Raw genomic sequence first — 18,132 nt, forward strand, 5'->3', positions numbered from 1 at the left:
ATGCGTATCGTATTCCACGGCGAGAACGCCGCCTCCTTCAGCCACGGCTTCGCCGAGCTGCTCGAAGCCCCGGCCGAGATCAGCGTCCTGCCGGACGTGCTCTCGGACGCTGGCCGCGCGACCTACGCGCAGGCCGATGTCATCGTCGCCACCAAGTTCGACGCCAGCCTGCCGGTGCCGGCCGGGCTGAAGCTATTCCACGTGCCCGGCGCCGGTTACGACGCGGTCGATCTCGCGGCGCTGCCGCCGGCCACCACGGTCTGCAACTGCTTCGGCCACGAGCAGGCCATCGCCGAATACGTGATGAGCGCCCTGCTCGCCCGCAACATCCCGCTCGCTGCCGCCGATGCCGACCTGCGCAAGGGCCAGTGGACCTGGTGGGCGGGCGCGCCCGAGCGCGTCCATGGCGAGATCGCCGGCACGACGATCGGCCTGCTCGGCTTCGGACATATCGGCAAGGCGATCGCCGCTCGCGCGAAAGCCTTCGAGATGAAGGTCGTCGTTGCCAACCGCAGCAAGGTCGCGACCTCAGAACTGGTCGATCAAAGCTTCACGCTCGACCAGCTCGACGCGTTCTGGGGCTCGGCCGACGCCATCGTCGTCTCCGTGCCCTTCACCGACGAGACCAAGGGCATCGTCGGCGCCGACGCCTTCGCCGGGATGCGCAAGAACGCCGTGGTCATCAATGTCGGCCGCGGCCCGACCATCGACGAGGCCGCGCTCTACGACGCCCTGAAGCAGGACAAGATCGGCGGCGCCATCATCGACACCTGGTACCAGTATCCGGGGCCGGGCCGCGCCAATCCGCAGCCCTCCGCCCTGCCCTTCCACGAGCTGTCGAATCTGGTGATGACGCCGCACATGTCGGGCTGGACCACGGGCACCATCCGCCGCCGCCAGCAGACCATCGCCGACAACGTCGGACGTCGTCTAAAAGGATTAGATTGCGTGAATGTTGTGCGTCAGGGCCGCATCGCGCCTTGACGCTCTCCAGAACCGGACGCACGAAGCCGGGCCATAATCAAGATGAGCCGGGAAACAAGGAACGACCCATGAAACTGTTCAAGCATCTCAAGACCGCCGCGGCCGTTCTCGCGCTCGGCGGCAGCCTCATCGCCGGCGCCGGCCAGGCCTCGGCCCAGACGATCACCGACATCATCAAGCGCGGCTCGGTCCGCATCGGAGTGCTGATCGGCGCCCCGCCCTATGGCTCCGTCGACTCGCAGGGTAACGCCATCGGCTACGATGCCGACGTCATCGCGCTGATCGGCAAGTATCTCGGCGTCAAGGTCGACATGGTCCAGCTCACCCCGCCGGCCCGTATCCCGGCGCTGGAAGCCAACAAGGTCGACTTCCTCGTCGCCACGCTGGCCCCGACGCCCGAGCGCGCCAAGGCCGTGATGTTCTCGATCCCCTACAGCGCCTTCCAGACCGGCATCTACGCCAAGAAGAACGTCAACATCAAAACCTGGGAAGACCTCAAGGGTCGCAAGGTCGGCGTCAACCGCGGCTCAAGCGTCGAGCGCGAGTTCACCAACCGCGAGAAGGAGCTGAACCTCACCATCCTGCGCTTCGAGGACGACGCCACCACCATGCAGGCGCTGTTCTCCGGCCAGGTTGAGGCGATCGCCGGCCCGGACGCCCAGGCCAACGCCGCCATGAAGGCGCGCGGCGAGACCGAGACCGAACTCAAGTTCGTCTTCGGCATGCAGCCGAACTCGATGACCATGCGCAAGGACGCCTATGAGCTGCGCCAGTGGCTCAACAATTTCATCTACTACGTCAAGCAGAACGGCGAGCTCGACGCGATCTCGCAGAAGTGGGTCGGCAGCCCGCTGCCGCAGCTGCCCACCTTCTGATCGCGTAGCCTGGAGACCGGCGCGTTGCAGCGCGCCGGCCATCCTCGACCTCTCAGAGACCGTTTGAGATGTCGCCGGCGCGAGCTGGCTGGCGCGGCCGCTGAGAACCGGAGCCGAGCGTATTTCGGTACGCAAGCACTGGAAGCGCGGGCGGTCGCCTCAGACGGCCTCGCCAGCAAAACGTATCACGCGGTCCCTGAGGCCGAAGGAGCGCGCCATTGCTGTTCCAAGAAGTCCTTTCGAAATGGCCGATGATCCTGAACGGGGTCATGCTGACCATAGCGCTGTCCTTCGGCGCGATCGTGCTCGGCCTCGCCCTGGCGATCCTGCTCACGGCATTCCGCAGCCTGGCGGGCAGCTGGGCCGGCTATGTCGTCGACGCCTATGTCGAGCTGATGCGCAACACGCCCTTCCTGGTGCAGCTCTTCATGATCTTCTTCGGATTGCCGCAACTCGGCATCCGCATGACCGGGCTCGAGGCCTCGATCCTGGCGATGACGCTCAACCTCGCGGCCTACGCGACCGAGATCATCCGCGCCGGCGTCGACTCCATCCATAAATCGCAGATCGAGGCCGGCATGGCGCTCGCCATGAGCAAGCGCCAGGTCTTCCAGTATGTCGTGCTGCAGCCGGCCTTCGCCCGGGTCTGGCCGGCGCTGTCGAGCCAGTTCGTGCTGATGATGCTCGCCTCCAGCATCTGCTCCTTCGTCTCGGTCCAGGAGCTTTCCGGCACGGCCGCGATCATCGAGCAGGACACGTTCCGCAGCTTCGAGACCTACATCATCGTCACCGTGCTCTATCTCGTGCTGGCTCTCTCGCTGAAGCTCTTCTTGAACTGGCTCGGCCACAAGATCTTCCCGCAGGTTTCCGGCCTCGCGCGCGTCACCGAAGCGCATGGGGAGGCCGCCTGATGCAGACCTTCGGTTGGCCAGAGGTTCTCTTCATCCTGCGCTCGGCAGGCTGGACGATCGCGCTCACCGCGATCGCCTTCGTCATCGGCGGCATTTTCGGCGGCATCTTCGCCATCATGCGGCTCTCGCGCGTCAAGTTCCTGCGCCGTTTCGCCGCCGGCTACATTCTGGTGATCCAGTCGATTCCGGTGCTCATGGTGCTGTTCATGAGCTATTATGGGTTGTCGGCAATGGGCATCGAGCTGCCGCCCTTCCTGGCGGCTTCGGCCTCGCTCGCCATCTACGTTTCGGCCTATCTCGCCGAGATCTGGCGCGGCTGCATCGAGTCGGTGCCGCGCCAGCAATGGGAGGCCTCGGCCTCGCTCGCCATGACGCCAGGACAGCAATATCGCTACATCATCCTGCCGCAGGCCTTGCGCATCTCGCTGCCGCCCACGGTCGGCTTCCTGGTGCAACTCGTGAAGAACACATCGATCGTCCAGGTCGTCGGCTTCGTCGACCTGATGCGTGCCGGCATGCTGGTGAACAACGCGACCTACCAGGCCTTCCAGATCTTCACCCTGGTCGCGGCGATCTATTTCGCCATCTGCTTCCCCCTCTCCCGGCTCAGCCGCCATCTGGAAAAGGTGATGAATGCCAGCCGTAGTCATTGACGACGTTCACAAGAAATTCGGCAACCTCGAGGTGCTCAAGGGCGTCTCGCTCAGCGTCGATACCGGACAGGTGGTCGCGATCATCGGCCGCTCCGGCTCCGGCAAGAGCACGCTGCTGCGCTGCATCAACGGGCTCGAGGTCTTCCAGTCCGGTCAGATCGAGGTCGCCGGCCACAAGGTCGACCAGGATCCCAAGCGCCTGCGCGAGCTGCGCAAGGATGTCGGTATCGTCTTCCAGAGCTACAATCTCTTCCCGCACCTGACCGTCGGGCAGAACATCATGCTCTCGCCGCGCATCACCCAGGGCGTCTCCGACAGCGAAGCGAACACGCTCGCCCGCGACGTGCTCTCCCAGGTCGGCCTCTCCGAGAAGTTCGATTCCTATCCGGACAATCTCTCCGGCGGCCAGCAGCAGCGCGTCGCCATCGCCCGCTCGCTGGCGATGCGGCCCAAGGTCATGCTCTTCGACGAGGTCACCTCGGCGCTCGATCCCGAGCTGACCGGCGAAGTGCTGCTCGTCATGGAGAAGCTCGCCAAGGGCGGCATGACCATGCTGCTCGTCACCCACGAGATGAATTTCGCCCGCACCGTCGCCGACACGACCGTGTTCATGCACCAGGGCAAGATCTGGGAGAGCGGCCCCTCCAAGCAGCTCTTCTCGGCGCCGGAGACGACCGAGCTGCGCAACTTCGTCACCGCCGGCGTATCCGGCGTGCACTAGCTCCGAGAGGCCTGGGATCCTCTCTCCTGGATGGGAAAGGGGTAGGGGTGAAGGCCTGCGGCTGGATGCTTGAGCTGTGGCCTGCCCACAGCTCCCCCGTCATTGCGAGCGCAGCGAAGCAATCCAGGGCCTCCCGCACTCCCCTGGAGTGCTTCGCGGAGCCTGTGCTCGGGCTTGGCGAAGCCAGGACCCGGGCTCGCAACGACGGGCGCGGCCATCCGGCGTGTCCCACCCCACCCTGAGTCCATAGTCTAATCACGACCCAGGCTTGCCGGCCAATCATCATATGATATGACCTTGACCATGAGCCGCCCTTCGAGCTTCCATGCGCATCTGGTCGACCGCCTCGGGCGGATGATCGTCGCCGGCGAGATCGGGCAAAGCGGCGCGCTGCCGCGCGAGGACGAACTCGTCGAGCGCTTCGCGGTCAGCCGCACCGTCATTCGCGAGGCGACCAAGACCTTGCAGGCACTCGGCCTGATCACCACCGGCCCGCGCGTCGGCTCGCGCGTTCAGCCCCTCTCCTCGTGGCGCCTGCTCGATCCGCAGGTGATGGACTGGATCACCGAGGCCGACATGGCGAGCAGCTTCGAGCGCGATCTGCTCGAGCTTCGTAGCATGATCGAGCCGGCCGCCGCTGCCTTCGCCGCCGAGCGTGGCAGCCAGGCGCAGATCGCGGCGATCGGACAAACTCTCGACGAAATGGCCGCCGCTCTGAGCAAGGGCGAGCACGAAGCTGCCGACCTGCGCTTCCACGAGGCCATCCTGGAGGCCGCGGGCAATATCCTGCTGGTCCAGCTTTCGCCGATCCTGCGCGCAGTGCTGAAAGCCTCGTTCCGCCTGTCGATGCTCGACCACGAACGGGCTCAGGCCTCGGTCGAGATCCACCGCCATGTCGCCAGCGCCATCGCCACGCGCAAACCCGAGCGGGCGCGAGAGGCCATGATCGCGCTGCTGATGATCGCCCGCGCCGATATGGAGCTGGGTCATTCCAGGGCCGGCACCAATCCGACAACAAGAAACTCTGAAGGAGCGCTCAATGCTAGCAAGAGCCGAGCGATGGGTCTTACGCGCGCTTGAGGTCATCCTGGTCGCCCTGCTTGCGGCGATGGTTGTGATGGTCTTCGGCAATGTCGTACTGCGCTATCTGTTCAATTCCGGCATCGACGTCTCCGAAGAGCTCTCGCGCTATTTCTTCGTCTGGCTGACCTATATCGGCGCTGTCGTGGTGATGCGCGAGAACGGCCATCTCGGCGTCGACACGCTGGTCGGCGCGCTCGATCGCCGCAAGCGGCTGGTCTGCATGATCATCAGCGACCTGATGATCCTGGCCTGCTGCGTCATGCTGCTCGACGGCACCTGGAAGCAGCAGGAGATCAACGCCTCCGCAGTCGCCCCCGTCACCGGACTGAGCATGAGCTACGTCTATGGCGTGCTCTATTTCGCCGGCGCCGGCATCGGACTGATCACGCTGGCCCGCCTCTACCGCGCGCTGGCCGGCAAGCTCGCCCCCTATGAGCTCGACGAGTTCGCCGGCGACTACAGCAACAGCCCCTCGCATAACCTGAAGGGGCACCTGGAATGACCGTCGCCATCTTCCTCCTCTCGCTCTGCGGAGCGATGGCATTGGGCATGCCGATCGCCTTCGCGCTGATCGTCTGCGCCGTCTGCCTGATGTTCTGGCTCGGTGTTTTCGACACCCAGATCATCGCCCAGAACATGATCATCGGCGCAGATTCCTTCCAGCTGCTGGCGATCCCGTTCTTCCTGCTCGCCGGCGAGTTGATGAATGCCGGCGGCCTGTCGAAGCGCATCGTCAATTTCGCGCTCTCGCTGGTCGGCCATCTCCATGGCGGCCTCGGCTATGTCGCGATCTTCGCCTCGATCATCATGGCCTCGCTTTCCGGCTCGGCCGCGGCCGATACCGCGGCGCTGGCCTCGATCCTGCTGCCGATGATGCGCCAGGCCGGCTACGACACCGGTCGCTCCGCCGGCCTGATCGCGTCGGGCGGCATCATCGCTCCGATCATCCCGCCCTCGATCGGCTTCATCGTCTTTGGCGTCGCCGCCAATCTCTCGATCACCCGGCTCTTCCTCGCCGGCGTCGTGCCGGGTCTGCTGATCGGCGTGGCCCTGGTGATTGCCTGGGCGATCGTCTGCCGCCACGACGAGATCAAGGTCCTGCCCCGCCGTAGCGGCAAGGAGCGCCTGCAGGCGACCTGGGATGGCGCACTGGCGCTCCTGATGCCGATCGCCATTCTCGGCGGCATCCGTTTCGGCATCGTCACGCCGACCGAGGCGGCCGTCGTCGCCACGGTTTACGCGCTCGTCGTCGGCATGTTCGTCTACCGCGAACTCAAGCTGAAGGACCTCTACATGGTCGCGCTGACGGCCGCGAAGACGACCAGCGCCGTCATGCTGCTCGTCGCCGCCGCCGTGGTCTCCGCCTGGCTGATCACCCAGGCCAATATCCCGGCCGAGCTCTCAGCGATCCTCGAGCCCTTCATGGGCAACAAGACGATCCTGATGATCATCATCATGCTGCTGGTGATGGTCGTCGGCACGGCGCTCGACTTCACGCCGACGGTGCTGATCCTGACGCCGGTGCTGATGCCGGTGATCAAGCAGGCCGGCATCGACCCGATCTATTTCGGCGTGCTCTTCATCATCAACAACGCCATCGGCCTGATCACCCCGCCGGTCGGCATCGTGCTCAACGTCGTCTGCGGTGTCGCCCGCATCCCGATGAGCCTGGTCATCAGGGGGGTCTGGCCCTTCCTGGTCGCCCAGTCGATCATGATGTTCCTGATGATCCTGTTCCCGCAACTCGTGACCGTTCCGCTCGCCTGGCTGAGCGGTCGCTGATTCCGACCCACAACAAGGCAAACAGGGAGAAACCCATGCTTCGCTCACGTCTCGTCTCGATCCTCGCCGGCGTCGCTATCGCGGCCCTGGCCGGTGCCACCGCCCAGGCGCAGATCAAGGACCGCAATATCCGCGTCTCCAACGGCATTAACGAAGACCATCCGGTCGGCAATGGCGTCGCCAAGATGAAGGCCTGCATGGCCGAGAAGTCTGGCGGCAAGCTCAAGATCCAGGCCTTCTGGGGCGGCGCGCTCGGCGGTGACCTGCAGGCGACCCAGGCCTTGCGCGCCGGCACGCAGGAGATGGTGATCACCTCCTCCTCGCCGCTGGTCGGCATCATGCCCGAACTCGGCGTCTTCGACCTGCCCTTCCTCTTCACCAACGAGAAGGAAGCCGATGCCGTGCTCGACGGCAGCTTCGGCAAGTACATCTCCGACAAACTGCCGAATTTCGGCGTGGTCAACCTCTCCTATTGGGAGAACGGCTTCCGCAACCTGACCAACTCGAAGCGCGCCGTCTCGAAGGCGGAAGAGCTCACCGGCCTCAAGGTCCGCGTGATGCAGAACAACATCTTCCTCGACAGCTTCAAGAGCATGGGCACCAACGCCACCCCGATGGCATTCGGCGAGGTTTTTGCGGCGCTCGAGACGCACGCGATCGACGGCCAGGAGAACCCGCTCGTCACCATCGACACCTCGAAGATGTACGAGGTGCAGAAATACCTGACGATGACGCGCCACGCCTATACGCCGTTCCTGGTGCTCTACTCCAAGAAGCTCTGGGACCAGCTCTCACCGGAGGAGCAGACCATCCTGACCGATTGCTCGATCGTCGGACGTGACGAAGAGCGCCGTGTCTCGCGCGAGCTGAACGACAAGTCGCTTGCCAAGCTCAAGAAGGAAGGCATGCAGGTCTCGGAGGTCTCCCCCGAGGAACTCGCCAAGATGCGTGAGGCGACCGCAGCCGTCTATCAGCGCCACGAGGCCACGATCGGCAAGGATACGATCGAGCGTCTCAAGGCCGAGCTGACCAAGATCCGCGGCAGCAACTGATCCAGGGAGCTCCGATTTTCGGAGAAGCTGCGCGCACGCAGCATCCACTCATCCCGGCCGAAGCACAACGCAGCGCCGGGATGACGGCATAAGCTGCCGCGGCAAGACTCTCGATTCAGCGTCATTGCGAGCGCAGCGAAGCAATCCAGGAGGACTGGGCGCCCGGCCGCCCCTGGATTGCTTCGTCGCTAAACTCCTCGCAATGACGGCTGGCCGATCGGTTCATCTCCCAAAGGCCTCAGCACCATGAAGATTGCCCGTATCGAACCGTTCATCCTGCATATCCCGGTCACCGGCGGCTCGATTGCCGATTCGACCCATCGCATCAGCCATTGGGGCGTCGTCGGAACGAAGATCGTCACCGAGGACGGGCTTGAGGGCTACGGCTTCACCGGCACCCATGCCGATCTCGCCTCCGACCGGCTGATCACAGCCTGTATCCGCGACTGCTATGCGCCGCTTCTCGCCGGCGAGGACGCCTCCGAGATCAGCCGGCTCTGGCTCAAGCTCGCCCGCCATCCCGCCCTGCAATGGGTCGGCCGCGCCGGTATCACCCAGCTCGCGCTCGCCGCCATCGACGTCGCGCTCTGGGACCTCAAGGCGAAGGCGGCCGGCGTGCCGCTCTGGCACATGCTCGGCGGCGCCAGCAAGCAGAAGCTCGACGCCTACAACACCGATATCGGCTGGCTCTCGATCCCCAAGGACGAGCTGGTCGAGGGCGCCCGCATGGCGGTCGAGCGCGACGGCTTCCGCCGCGTCAAGATCAAGGTCGGCCATGCCGATATCGGCACCGATATCGGCCGCCTCGAGGCCGTGCGTCGCGCCATCGGCGACCATGTCACCATGGCGATCGACGGCAACGGCAAATGGGACCTGCCGACCTGCAAACGCTTCTGCACCCGCGCCGAAGGGCTCGACATCTTCTGGTTCGAGGAGCCGCTCTGGTACGATGATGTCGGCTCGCACGCGGCGCTGGCGAAATCGACCTCGATCCCGGTCGCGCTCGGCGAGCAGCTCTATTCGCTCGATGCCTTCCGCGCCTTCACCTCGGCCGATGCGATCCACTACGTCCAGCCCGACGTCACGCGGCTGGGCGGCATCACCGAATACATCCAGGTCGCGGAACTGGCGCTGGCGCATCGCCTGCCGGTCGCGCCGCATGCCGGCGAGATGAGCCAGGTCCATGTCCACCTCGCCTACTGGCACCAGGCGACGCCGCTGCTCGAATACATTCCCTGGATCAAGGACGCCTTCGCCGAGCCGGCCAATGTCGCCGACGGCTATTTCCTGCGCCCGCAGCAGCCCGGCGCCGGCACCACCCCGACCGCGGACGCGTTCTCCCGCTACGCCAAGCCGCTTGCCTGAGCACGAGACATGAAGATCACAGCAGTCGAAACCATCCGCCTCACCGAATTCGGCAACCTCGTCTGGGTCCGCATCCACACCGACGAGGGGCTCGTCGGCCTCGGCGAGACCTTCATGGGCGCCGCCGCGGTCGAGGCCTATCTGCACGAGAGCGTCGCGCCCAAGCTGCTCGGCAAGGATCCGCTCCAGATCGAGGCGCGCAATGCCAGCCTGAACAATTATCTCGGCTGGCGCGGCTCAGGCGTCGAGACGCGCGGCAATTCCGCCGTCGATATCGCGCTCTGGGACATTTACGGCAAGGCGGTCGGCCAGCCGGTCTCGGTCGCGCTCGGCGGCAAGTCGCGCGACACCATCCGCACCTACAACACCTGCGCGGGCTACAAGTACATTCGCGATGCCCGCTCCCAGGCCGTCGCCAACTGGCATGTCGGCGAACAGGGCGGCCCCTACGAGGACCTCGAAGGCTTCCTCTACCGGGCCGACGAGCTGGCGCATTCCCTGCTGGAGCAGGGCATCACCGGCATGAAGATCTGGCCCTTCGACATCGCCGCCGAGCGCACCGCCGGCTGGGACATCACGCCCCAGGAGCTCAACACGGCGCTGGAGCCTTTCCGGAAGATCCGGAAGGCCGTCGGCGACAAGATGGACATCATGGTCGAGTTCCACTCGCTCTGGAGCCTGCCCATGGCGAAGAAGCTGGCCGAGCGGCTGGCCGAGTTCGACACCTACTGGCACGAGGACCCGTTCCGCCTCGACAATGTCCACGACCTCGCGGAATACGCCAGGCATTCCAAGGCCTGGGTCTGCGCCTCCGAGACGCTCGCCTACACCCATTCCTTCCGCGACTATCTCGAAAGCGGCGCGGCCGGCGTGGTGATGCTCGACCTCTCCTGGTGCGGCGGCCTCTCGGAAGCCCGCAAGATCGCCGGCATGGCGGAAGCCTGGCATACCCCGGTCGCCCCGCATGACTGCACCGGCCCGGTGGTCTACGCCGCGTCGTGCCATTTCTCGCTGCACGCCCGCAACGCGCTGATCCAGGAATCGGTCCGCGCCTTCTACACCGGCTGGTACACCGAGCTGGTGACCGAACTGCCCAAGGCTGAGAACGGCATGATCACCATGACAGACAAGCCGGGCCTCGGCCTGGAGCTGCTGCCGGGCATCGAGGAACGCGCGGATTCGATCGTGCGGGTCAGCAGACTCGGAGAGATTTGAGGCCCGGCTTTCTCCCTCAGACAGCCGAAGACAGTACGGCCGGGCGAGCCGGGCTCTTACCTTCTCCGGGTGGGAGAAGGTGGCCCGGCAGGACCGGATGAGAGCCCGCCGGACCGCCATTTTCGCAATCGGGTGCCTTTGCCGCGCTCGTTATTGCGAGCGCAGCGAAGCAATCCAGAGGCCGTCGAGCGCTACGAGTCTGGATTGCTTCGCTGCGCTCGCAATGACGGTGAAGCTACGGTTCAGCCACAGCCGAAGCGTCTGGCTGCAGCCCCTCATCTCGGGCTTGCGCGAGATCAGCTCGACATGTGGCTACGTCGATCACAACCGACTTCACTCCCGGGAGAAAGGTTCTCAACGCGCGCTGGAAAGCTGTAGCGCCACCAGATAACGGCGGATCACCGCAGCCGGATCATCCGCGCGCATCACCTCGCCCATCACCGCGACGCCGGCGGCACCGGCCTCGATACAGGCGGCCGCACGGTCCGGCCCAATCCCGCCGAGCGCGACGACGGGCAGGCCAATTCGAACCGCGCGCGTGATCGCGGCCAATCCCAAGGCCGGCCCGTAGCCCGGCTTGCTCGCCGTCTCGAAGATCGGACTGAGCGTCACATAGCCGGCACCCGCTGCCATCGCGGCGCGGATATCCGCCTCGCCATGCGCGGAAATGCCAACCAGCGACGGCTTACCCTCACCGTCATGCTCGGCCTTGTGCCGAGCATCCACGTCTTGCGACGCGGACACCATGCGTAGGCCTTGCTCAAACGGCCCGCTCGGCATGTCCGGCGCAAAGGCGTGGATGGTCGGGACCAGCCCGACCATGACGGAGGAGGCATTTTCGCCATCCTCCAGCGCCGTGGACGGCAAGTGCACGCCTTGCGCTCCGACCTCGGCCGCAAGCGCGACGTCGCCGCCAATCGTCAGCGTGGCGCCAGCCGCCTGAGTGAGCCGCAGCAGCCGCTTCGCCAAGGCCCGCCGTTCGCATACCTCCAGATCGCGGTCACGCAGCCACACCCAGCGCGCGCCGCCATCCAGCGCAGCAGCGACCACCTCTTCGAGCGGCCGCCGCGCCTGCTGCCGGTCGGTGACGACGAGCAGCCGGTCCGGCAAGTCCCTCACGAACCGACCAACCCGAGCTGAGGGCTCGACGGCTCGGCCCGACCCCGCTTCGGGATGCGCCCGGCCATCCGCGCCTCGTAGCCCGCCTCGACCGCATGCCGCATCGCCCGCGCCATCTGCACGGGATTATCGGCCTTCGCCACGGCCGTATTGAGCAGCACGCCGCTCGCGCCCAGCTCCATCGCGATCACCGCATCCGAGGCCGTGCCGATCCCGGCATCGACGATCACCGGCACGGGAGAGCGCGCGCAGATCAGCTCGAGATTCGCGGGATTGGCGACGCCCATGCCTGAACCGATCAGCGAGCCCATCGGCATCACCGCCGCCGCCCCGAGATCGGCCAGGCGCGCGCAGATTACCGGATCGTCGTTGCAATAGGGCAGCACGACGAAGCCGCGATCGACGAGCTGGCGCGTCGCCTCCAAGAGCTCGCCGACATCGGGATAGAGCGTCTCGCGGTCGCCGATCACTTCGACCTTGATCCAGTTCGTTCCGAGCGCCTCGCGCGCCAGCTCGGCAGTGAGGATCGCGTCGCGCGCCGTCTCGCAGCCGGCCGTGTTGGGCAGAAAGCGTTTGCCCGCGAGCAGCCGCGCCGTATCCGAGCCATGGCCCTGCAGCGAGATACGCCGCAGCGACAGCGTCACCAGATCGGAGCCGCTGGCCTCGACGGCATCGACCATGATGCGCTGGTTCGGATAGCCGGCCGTGCCAATGAACAGCCTCGAGGCCAGTTCCACGCCGGCGATGACGAGGTTTTCGCTTGCAGCCATCTCAGCCTCCCGAGAACGCACGGATGATCTCGACCGTGTCGCCGCTCTCCAGCGGGGTTTCCGCCCACTGGGCGCGCCGCACCACCTCGCCGTTGAGCGCGATGGCAAAGCCCTGCGGGCCGGAGAGACCGAGCTCGGCGGTCTCCTCCTGCCAGAGTGTGGCGAGGTCCTTCGCCGCGCTGTCGCGGCTCTCGCCGTTGATCGTCAGTTTCATTCTGCAGCCTCCTTGATGGCCGCGAAGCGGGCCGCGCCGAAATGCGCCGCCGGCCCCGTGATGCGATTGTCGGTGATGAGTTGCTCGATGGCCGCCGCCGTCACCGGCGCGAGCAAATAGCCATTGCGATGATGCCCCGTCGCGACGAGGAGATTGGCGATGCCGGTCTCGCCAACGATCGGCGCATCGTCGAGCGAGGTCGGCCGGAAGCCGGTCCAGATCGCCTCGACCGGCATCTCCTCGATCGAGGGCAGAGCCCGTCGCGCACCGTCGAGCAGAGCATAGACGCCGCCGGCCGTCACCGTATCGTCGAAGCCGCGCTCCTCCATGGTGGCGCCGACGATCAGCGTGCCGTCGCTCTTCGGTGCGAGATGGACCTGCTCGGTCCAGACCACCCGCGACAGACCGCCGGTTTCGGCCGTGCTGCGCAGCGCCAGCGACTGCCCCTTGAGCGGCCGCACCGGCAGGTCGAGCCCTGCAAGTTTCGTCCAGGCGCCGCCGGCCATGAGCACGATCCGCGCCGCGCAGACGCTGCCCGGCGTCGCGACACCGACCGCCCGTCCTCCAGCCAGCTCCGGCTCGGCCTCGCAGCCCTCGACCAAATGCCCGCCGCGCGCGAGGAAGGCCTGCCGCAGCGCCGCCATGACGCGCGGCGGATCGACCTGATGATCGTCGGGGCAGAAGATCCCGGCGACGACGTTCGGCCGCAATCCCGGCTCCAGCGCCCGCGCCTCCGGGCCGCCCAGCCATTGCGCAGCAAGCCCCGCCCGCTTCTGCATCTCATGCCGGAAGCGCAGCCGCTCGACCTCCTCGCGCCCGAGCGCGACCAGCAGCACGCCGTCCGCGCGATAGTCGATGGACAGCACGCTATCCGCCTCAAGCTCGCGCGCAAAACCCGGCCAGAGCCGCTGGCTTTCCAAGGCCAGCGGCACATGCTCCTCGCCGCCCGGCTCCAGTTCGGCGGCGGCGGCGAGCATGCCGGTCGCGGCGAGGCTCGCCCCCTGCCCGCTCGTGCCGCGCTCGAACACGGCGACGTCGAGCCCGCGCCGCGCCAGCCGCCAGCCGATCGACAAGCCGATCAACCCGCCGCCGATAATGGCGATGTCGGTCTCGCTCGGAATCGCGGGCACGCCAGCGGGCGTTCCGATCTCCGTCCGACGAAATGCAGTCTGTGGCGGGCCTCTCATCGCAAACTCCTCGCCCGGCCCGGGGAAAGGAGATCTGCAACCTTGCGGTTGCCGGCGGGTGCCGCGAAATCCAATCCCTCCGCCGGTATGAACCGGATCAGGTTCGAAGGATTTCCGCGCGCTTTTCCGGTTGCCCGGTCTGCCAGCGGTTTCTCAGCCCCTTGCCGGGGATCTCCCTGGAATGCCGCCAGTCTGATGCAGAGGCGGCTGCGCAGTCAACCGGTCATGCCGTCGCGCCCATCCAGGGCAGCGTGATCTCGAATGCAGCGCCCTTCTCCGACCGCAAGAGCGCGATCGCCCCGTCATGCGAGCGCAGCATCGACTGGACGATGCCGAGCCCCATGCCGGTGCCGCCGCTTTCGCGCCGGGTCGTGAAGAACGGATCGAAGACGCGTCCACGATTGGCAGCCGCGATGCCGTCGCCATCGTCGCTCACGATGATGCCGAGCCTGTCCCCGACGCGCCGCGCCTCGATCTGCAGCCGCGTCGCGTTGTGGCGCAGCGCGTTGTCGGCGAGATGCGAGAACACGATCAGCGCATTGTCGAGGGAAAGCCCGAGCATCGCCTGGCGCTCACCGTCGTTGCTGATGGCGAGTGCCGGAAAGGCATCCCGAACCAGCCCCAGCACGGCATCGAGTGCCGTCATCCCGACCTGCTGCGGATTGTCTGCGCGGGCCAGCTCGCGCAGCCGGTCGAGCAACCGGGTCAGGCGATGCGTATCGTCAATGATATTCCCGAGGAAGCGCTGGCGCTGGGCCTCGCTCATCGAGGGATCCTTCATCAGCTCGGCCGCGCCCTGGATCGAGGTCAGCGGCGATTTCAGCTCATGCGAAACATGGGTGGCGAACGTGCTGATATAGGCCGAGCGCTCCGAAAGCCGGTCCGCCATCTCGTGGAAGCTCTGTGACAGGCTGGCGATCTCGCGGGTGCCATAGTGCTTGAGCGGCGGGGTCGGAGCCCGTTCGCCCTGGCCGATGACCTGCGTCTGCGCGATCAGCCCATGGATGGGTCGCGTGATCGTGCGGGAGAAGACGAAGCCGATCAGGGCCGTGACCAGTGCGATGGTCAGCCCGGCGAAGACGACCTTCCGCCGCTCGGCAAAGAGATGCTTGAAGATGTTGTTCGGCGTGCGCGAGGCATAGACCACGCCAGCGACGGCTTCGCCGGCCATGACCGGCATGGCGACGAAGACGCGGATGCCGGTGCCGCGGCTCCAGGAGTAGAGCGGCGGCGGCGGCGAGTTCGAGATGCGCACCCGCAGCGCATTGCCGTAACGCCCGCGCACGGCCGTCGCAACCTCCTCGACATGGGCGAGCGAGCGGCCGAGCTCGTCTCGCCCGGCGATGACCGTGCCGTTCGGATCGAGCAGGCGGAAGCCGGCGAGCGTCACGTCCTGCGTTGCCACTGCGATCGGCGTGAGCCGCGCCCCGATCGCCAGGAAAGCCGGATCGGGCGGCGCGGCCGCATCGCGCGCATCGGGCCGGCGCGGCAGGATATCGTTGCCGGCGAGATCGAGATTGGGCTCGATCGGATGATAGCCGCCGACCGGCATCCGCAAGGCTTGCTCGCGGGCAGCGAGCGAGCGGTAATCGTCGCGCGTCGGGACGTAGGGGTGGACCGGCTTCGCCAGTGCCCGCGCCGCCGGGTCGGCCTCGACCTCGCGCGCATAGATCGCGGCGATGGCCGCTGTCTGCGCGATCAGCTCCGACTCGGTCTGGTGGATCAGCTGGTTCTCGTAGAGCCGGAAGAAGAACAGGCCGATCAGCGGCAGCATCGTCACCGTCACGAGCACGACGAAGACGATCATGCTGAGCGTCGGCCGCCATTTCCGGCGCACGGCATCCATCGGGTTCACGCCTCGCAGGGGCCGAGCCGGAAGCCGAGCCCGTGCACGGTCTCGATCGCGTTGGCGCAGCCGGCCGCCGCGCATTTCGCGCGGATGTTGCGGATATGGCTATCGATGGTGCGATCGGAGACATGCACCCTGCCGTCATAGGCGGCGCCCATCAGCTGTTCGCGGCCGAAGACCACGCGCGGGCGGCTCGCCATCGCTGTGAGCATCGCGAACTCGATCACGGTCAGGCCGAGCTCAAGCCCGGCGAAGCTCGCCGAATGCTGCGCCGGATCGATCAGGAGCGCGCCATGGTTGAGGGGCCTGGCCTCGCGCGTCTCGCCGGCGCCGTTGCGCCGGCGCAGGATGACATTGACCCGCGCCACCAGCTCGCGCGGGCTGAACGGCTTGGTGACATAGTCGTCGCCGCCCATCTCCAACCCGAGGATGCGATCGATCTCGTCGGAGCGTGCCGAGAGGAAGAGGATCGGCACCTCGGAACTGCGGCGCAATCTGCGGCAGACCTCAAGCCCGTCGAGCTCCGGCATGCCGATATCGAGCACGATGAGATCAGGAGCGCGCAGCTCTGCCAGCCTGAGCGCCTCGCTGCCGTTGCGGGCGATCTCGACCGCCATGCCGGCCTTCTCCAGCGCGAAGCAGATCACGTCCCGGATATGCGGATCGTCGTCGACGACGAGGATGCGATGCACGGCGTATCCTATCCTTCGGCCGGCTGGCCCGACTTCAGTTCGGGCGTGCTGGCGGCACGCTGCTCCTGCAAATAGCGCCAAAGCCTGTCACCCCGAAAGGTCCAGCGCCGCCAATCCGACCGCAGTAACTCCTCTTTCGCTGCCAGGGCCTTGCGATATGCCGCAAGCTGAAGGGACGTCAGATCGTCCAGCGGCTCGTCGCTTTCGCGGCGCGAGGCGATATAGGCATCGATGGCAGGAATGGTTCCGGGGCCGAGCTTCCACACGTAGCGGGTGTCGAGGTGCCTGATCTGACCGGCCTTCTCGGCAAAGTGAGTGATGTTGTAGCGCGCGATGATGTCGGCAAAGTTCGTCAGGCTGCAGGCATAGAGCACGATCCCGGCCGCGATCAGGTTGCCGTTCACCAGCCAGCCATTCGGACGGTTGAGCGCGATGCGTGCGATGATCATCACCAGGCCGAATACAACGAGCCCCATCCAGATGAAGGCGGCGACACGCAGCAGCGTCAGCGAATAGGCGGCGACGTAGAGATCGAGCCGCAGGATCGACGAGATCACCAGCAGCACGTTCTGCGCCACCCACAAATAGACCAGCCGGCGGATCAGCGGCGAGCGCTCGGCGCTGGAGCCCGGCCGCAACGCGACCAGCACGAAGCAGGCGGCGAGCAGCGCCGTCCCCATCAGCGGATAGGCGCCGCGATGGGCATAGGCCGCATAGGTCATGCCGTCCGGCAGGGCGACACCGCCCCAGAGATAGGCGATGTCCATCGCCGATTGCAGGGCGAAGAGCAGGTTGAACAGAACGAGCGAACGCAGGATGGTCCCGTCGGCGAGCAGCGCCCGCCGCGCCTGCTTCTGTTCGGAAGCGGCGATATCCGTCCCGTCGGTTGCCGCGGCTTTCGTCGCGCGGCGCTTGCGCACGGTGACATAGAGCAGCGGCCAGGTGACGAAGGCCGCGACCAGCCAGAATCCAGCGCGCTGGCCGTTGAGGCTGCGCAGGATCGCGTCGATGCTGACCGCGCCCAGCCAGCGGTCGATCAGCGGATTTGCCGCGGCGAACAACATCAGGAAGACGCCGCACAACAGGAGCGGCACGACCCAGAGCTCGATCCGGCTCGCGAGAGTGTGCTCGGTCCCGATCACCCTGTGGCCGCGCTGCTCGCTTAAGGCAGCATTGATGGCGCGCCATGGCCCATCGAGATAAAGGCCGACCACCTCGTCCAGCCGCTGCGCCAGCGATCCCTGCCAATTCTGCGTCAGGATCAGCGCGAAGGCGCCGATCCCGGCCGCACCGAAGGCCAGTGCGAGCATATTGGCGCTCTCGACGAGCGGAACGAGCGCGATGGCAAGCACAGCGACTGCGATGCCGATATCGCGGCGGCGGGCATTGAGCCCGTTCGCGACCAGCGAGAAGGCCGCGAGCGCGACCAGGAAGAGCAGGACGGAGATGCCGATCCGGCGGCCGTAGAACAGCCAATCGGCGAGCGTGATCAGCAGCAGGCTCGCCACCATGCAAATCTGCAGCCGCGATGGACGCCATGCGGGCATGGCTGGCTGGTAGGCGTGATCGGTCATGGGCGTTGCACCTCGAGGCAGGGAAAGCGGAGCAGAGACGCGCGACGGCGCATATCCGGCCTGACGGCAGGGTGCGGTTCGGACGG

At 66.2% G+C, this 18,132-nt stretch carries 18 protein-coding genes and 1 riboswitch; of the genes, 11 read left to right on the forward strand and 7 right to left on the reverse strand.

Annotated elements, in window-relative coordinates:
* The 11 genes from EV560_RS02500 to EV560_RS02550 all read left to right on the forward strand — a co-directional run bounded on the left by EV560_RS02500 (window position 1) and on the right by EV560_RS02550 (window position 10,641).
* Entirely contained in the window at window positions 1-984 is a 984-nt protein-coding gene (locus tag EV560_RS02500) for a 2-hydroxyacid dehydrogenase (RefSeq protein ID WP_131853668.1), read from the forward strand.
* 68 nt (window positions 985-1,052) lie between these two features.
* Window positions 1,053-1,859, forward strand: a complete 807-nt coding sequence (locus EV560_RS02505) for a transporter substrate-binding domain-containing protein (protein ID WP_131853670.1) — start codon at window positions 1,053-1,055, stop codon at window positions 1,857-1,859.
* Between the two features lie 251 nt (window positions 1,860-2,110).
* Window positions 2,111-2,770, forward strand: coding sequence for an amino acid ABC transporter permease (locus EV560_RS02510; RefSeq protein ID WP_131854701.1), 660 nt, complete (start codon window positions 2,111-2,113; stop codon window positions 2,768-2,770).
* Window positions 2,770-3,423: an amino acid ABC transporter permease gene (locus EV560_RS02515; RefSeq protein WP_131853672.1), complete on the forward strand. Its 654-nt coding sequence runs from the start codon at window positions 2,770-2,772 to the stop codon at window positions 3,421-3,423. The genes EV560_RS02510 and EV560_RS02515 overlap by 1 nt, the downstream gene beginning before the upstream one ends.
* A complete protein-coding gene (locus EV560_RS02520; RefSeq protein WP_131853674.1) occupies window positions 3,404-4,144 on the forward strand; it encodes an amino acid ABC transporter ATP-binding protein in 741 nt (246 codons plus the stop codon). The genes EV560_RS02515 and EV560_RS02520 overlap by 20 nt, the downstream gene beginning before the upstream one ends.
* A gap of 303 nt (window positions 4,145-4,447) precedes the next feature.
* The gene (locus EV560_RS02525; protein WP_165923286.1) at window positions 4,448-5,224 is read left to right on the forward strand and encodes a FadR/GntR family transcriptional regulator; all 777 of its coding nucleotides are present in this window, start codon (window positions 4,448-4,450) and stop codon (window positions 5,222-5,224) included.
* Window positions 5,184-5,729, forward strand: coding sequence for a TRAP transporter small permease (locus tag EV560_RS02530; protein WP_248311857.1), 546 nt, complete (start codon window positions 5,184-5,186; stop codon window positions 5,727-5,729). Before EV560_RS02525 ends, EV560_RS02530 begins: the two co-directional genes overlap by 41 nt.
* A complete protein-coding gene (locus EV560_RS02535; protein WP_131853678.1) occupies window positions 5,726-7,009 on the forward strand; it encodes a TRAP transporter large permease in 1,284 nt (427 codons plus the stop codon). Before EV560_RS02530 ends, EV560_RS02535 begins: the two co-directional genes overlap by 4 nt.
* Window positions 7,010-7,044: 35 nt before the next feature.
* The gene (locus tag EV560_RS02540; protein ID WP_131853680.1) at window positions 7,045-8,061 is read left to right on the forward strand and encodes a TRAP transporter substrate-binding protein; all 1,017 of its coding nucleotides are present in this window, start codon (window positions 7,045-7,047) and stop codon (window positions 8,059-8,061) included.
* Window positions 8,062-8,307: 246 nt separating this feature from the next.
* On the forward strand, window positions 8,308-9,426 hold the full coding sequence (locus EV560_RS02545) for a mandelate racemase/muconate lactonizing enzyme family protein (RefSeq protein WP_131853682.1): 1,119 nt from the start codon (window positions 8,308-8,310) through the stop codon (window positions 9,424-9,426).
* Window positions 9,427-9,435: 9 nt separating this feature from the next.
* The gene (locus EV560_RS02550; RefSeq protein WP_131853684.1) at window positions 9,436-10,641 is read left to right on the forward strand and encodes a mandelate racemase/muconate lactonizing enzyme family protein; all 1,206 of its coding nucleotides are present in this window, start codon (window positions 9,436-9,438) and stop codon (window positions 10,639-10,641) included.
* A gap of 354 nt (window positions 10,642-10,995) precedes the next feature.
* Here EV560_RS02550 and EV560_RS02555 read toward each other — a convergent pair whose 3' ends face one another.
* The 7 genes from EV560_RS02555 to EV560_RS02585 form a co-directional block, all read right to left on the reverse strand.
* Window positions 10,996-11,760, reverse strand: coding sequence for a thiamine phosphate synthase (locus tag EV560_RS02555; RefSeq protein WP_131853686.1), 765 nt, complete (start codon window positions 11,758-11,760; stop codon window positions 10,996-10,998).
* Window positions 11,757-12,530 carry a thiazole synthase gene (gene thiG, locus EV560_RS02560; RefSeq protein ID WP_131853688.1) on the reverse strand — a complete coding sequence of 258 codons (774 nt, stop codon included), beginning with the start codon at window positions 12,528-12,530 and terminating at the stop codon, window positions 11,757-11,759. Before thiG ends, EV560_RS02555 begins: the two co-directional genes overlap by 4 nt.
* A gap of 1 nt (window position 12,531) precedes the next feature.
* Window positions 12,532-12,744, reverse strand: coding sequence for a sulfur carrier protein ThiS (gene thiS, locus EV560_RS02565; protein ID WP_131853690.1), 213 nt, complete (start codon window positions 12,742-12,744; stop codon window positions 12,532-12,534).
* Complete coding sequence (gene thiO, locus EV560_RS02570) at window positions 12,741-13,874, reverse strand: glycine oxidase ThiO (RefSeq protein WP_248311859.1); 1,134 nt, start codon at window positions 13,872-13,874, stop codon at window positions 12,741-12,743. The genes thiS and thiO overlap by 4 nt, the downstream gene beginning before the upstream one ends.
* A gap of 113 nt (window positions 13,875-13,987) precedes the next feature.
* Window positions 13,988-14,118, reverse strand: a riboswitch (TPP riboswitch).
* A 36-nt stretch (window positions 14,119-14,154) separates the two neighbouring features.
* Window positions 14,155-15,777 (reverse strand): ATP-binding protein, encoded by a 1,623-nt coding sequence (locus EV560_RS02575; RefSeq protein ID WP_131853694.1) that lies wholly within the window; start codon window positions 15,775-15,777, stop codon window positions 14,155-14,157.
* 5 nt (window positions 15,778-15,782) lie between these two features.
* The gene (locus tag EV560_RS02580; RefSeq protein WP_248311860.1) at window positions 15,783-16,472 is read right to left on the reverse strand and encodes a response regulator transcription factor; all 690 of its coding nucleotides are present in this window, start codon (window positions 16,470-16,472) and stop codon (window positions 15,783-15,785) included.
* Between the two features lie 8 nt (window positions 16,473-16,480).
* Window positions 16,481-18,046, reverse strand: a complete 1,566-nt coding sequence (locus tag EV560_RS02585; protein ID WP_131853696.1) for a DUF4153 domain-containing protein — start codon at window positions 18,044-18,046, stop codon at window positions 16,481-16,483.
* Window positions 18,047-18,132 lie beyond the last annotated feature (86 nt).

Origin of the sequence: Allobosea sp. BK604, from assembly GCF_004341515.1 — a bacterium.
Classification (GTDB): domain Bacteria; phylum Pseudomonadota; class Alphaproteobacteria; order Rhizobiales; family Beijerinckiaceae; genus Allobosea.

Coding starts and splice junctions, on each gene's coding strand:
- EV560_RS02550 (WP_131853684.1), top strand. CDS start 9,436: ATGAAGATCACAGCAGTCGAAACCATCCGCCTCACCGAATTCGGCAAC.
- EV560_RS02545 (WP_131853682.1), top strand. CDS start 8,308: ATGAAGATTGCCCGTATCGAACCGTTCATCCTGCATATCCCGGTCACC.
- EV560_RS02585 (WP_131853696.1), bottom strand. CDS start 18,046: ATGACCGATCACGCCTACCAGCCAGCCATGCCCGCATGGCGTCCATCG.
- EV560_RS02510 (WP_131854701.1), top strand. CDS start 2,111: ATGATCCTGAACGGGGTCATGCTGACCATAGCGCTGTCCTTCGGCGCG.
- EV560_RS02500 (WP_131853668.1), top strand. CDS start 1: ATGCGTATCGTATTCCACGGCGAGAACGCCGCCTCCTTCAGCCACGGC.
- EV560_RS02535 (WP_131853678.1), top strand. CDS start 5,726: ATGACCGTCGCCATCTTCCTCCTCTCGCTCTGCGGAGCGATGGCATTG.
- EV560_RS02525 (WP_165923286.1), top strand. CDS start 4,448: ATGAGCCGCCCTTCGAGCTTCCATGCGCATCTGGTCGACCGCCTCGGG.
- thiS (WP_131853690.1), bottom strand. CDS start 12,744: ATGAAACTGACGATCAACGGCGAGAGCCGCGACAGCGCGGCGAAGGAC.
- EV560_RS02530 (WP_248311857.1), top strand. CDS start 5,184: ATGCTAGCAAGAGCCGAGCGATGGGTCTTACGCGCGCTTGAGGTCATC.
- EV560_RS02505 (WP_131853670.1), top strand. CDS start 1,053: ATGAAACTGTTCAAGCATCTCAAGACCGCCGCGGCCGTTCTCGCGCTC.
- EV560_RS02540 (WP_131853680.1), top strand. CDS start 7,045: ATGCTTCGCTCACGTCTCGTCTCGATCCTCGCCGGCGTCGCTATCGCG.
- EV560_RS02575 (WP_131853694.1), bottom strand. CDS start 15,777: ATGGATGCCGTGCGCCGGAAATGGCGGCCGACGCTCAGCATGATCGTC.
- thiG (WP_131853688.1), bottom strand. CDS start 12,530: ATGGCTGCAAGCGAAAACCTCGTCATCGCCGGCGTGGAACTGGCCTCG.
- EV560_RS02520 (WP_131853674.1), top strand. CDS start 3,404: ATGCCAGCCGTAGTCATTGACGACGTTCACAAGAAATTCGGCAACCTC.
- EV560_RS02515 (WP_131853672.1), top strand. CDS start 2,770: ATGCAGACCTTCGGTTGGCCAGAGGTTCTCTTCATCCTGCGCTCGGCA.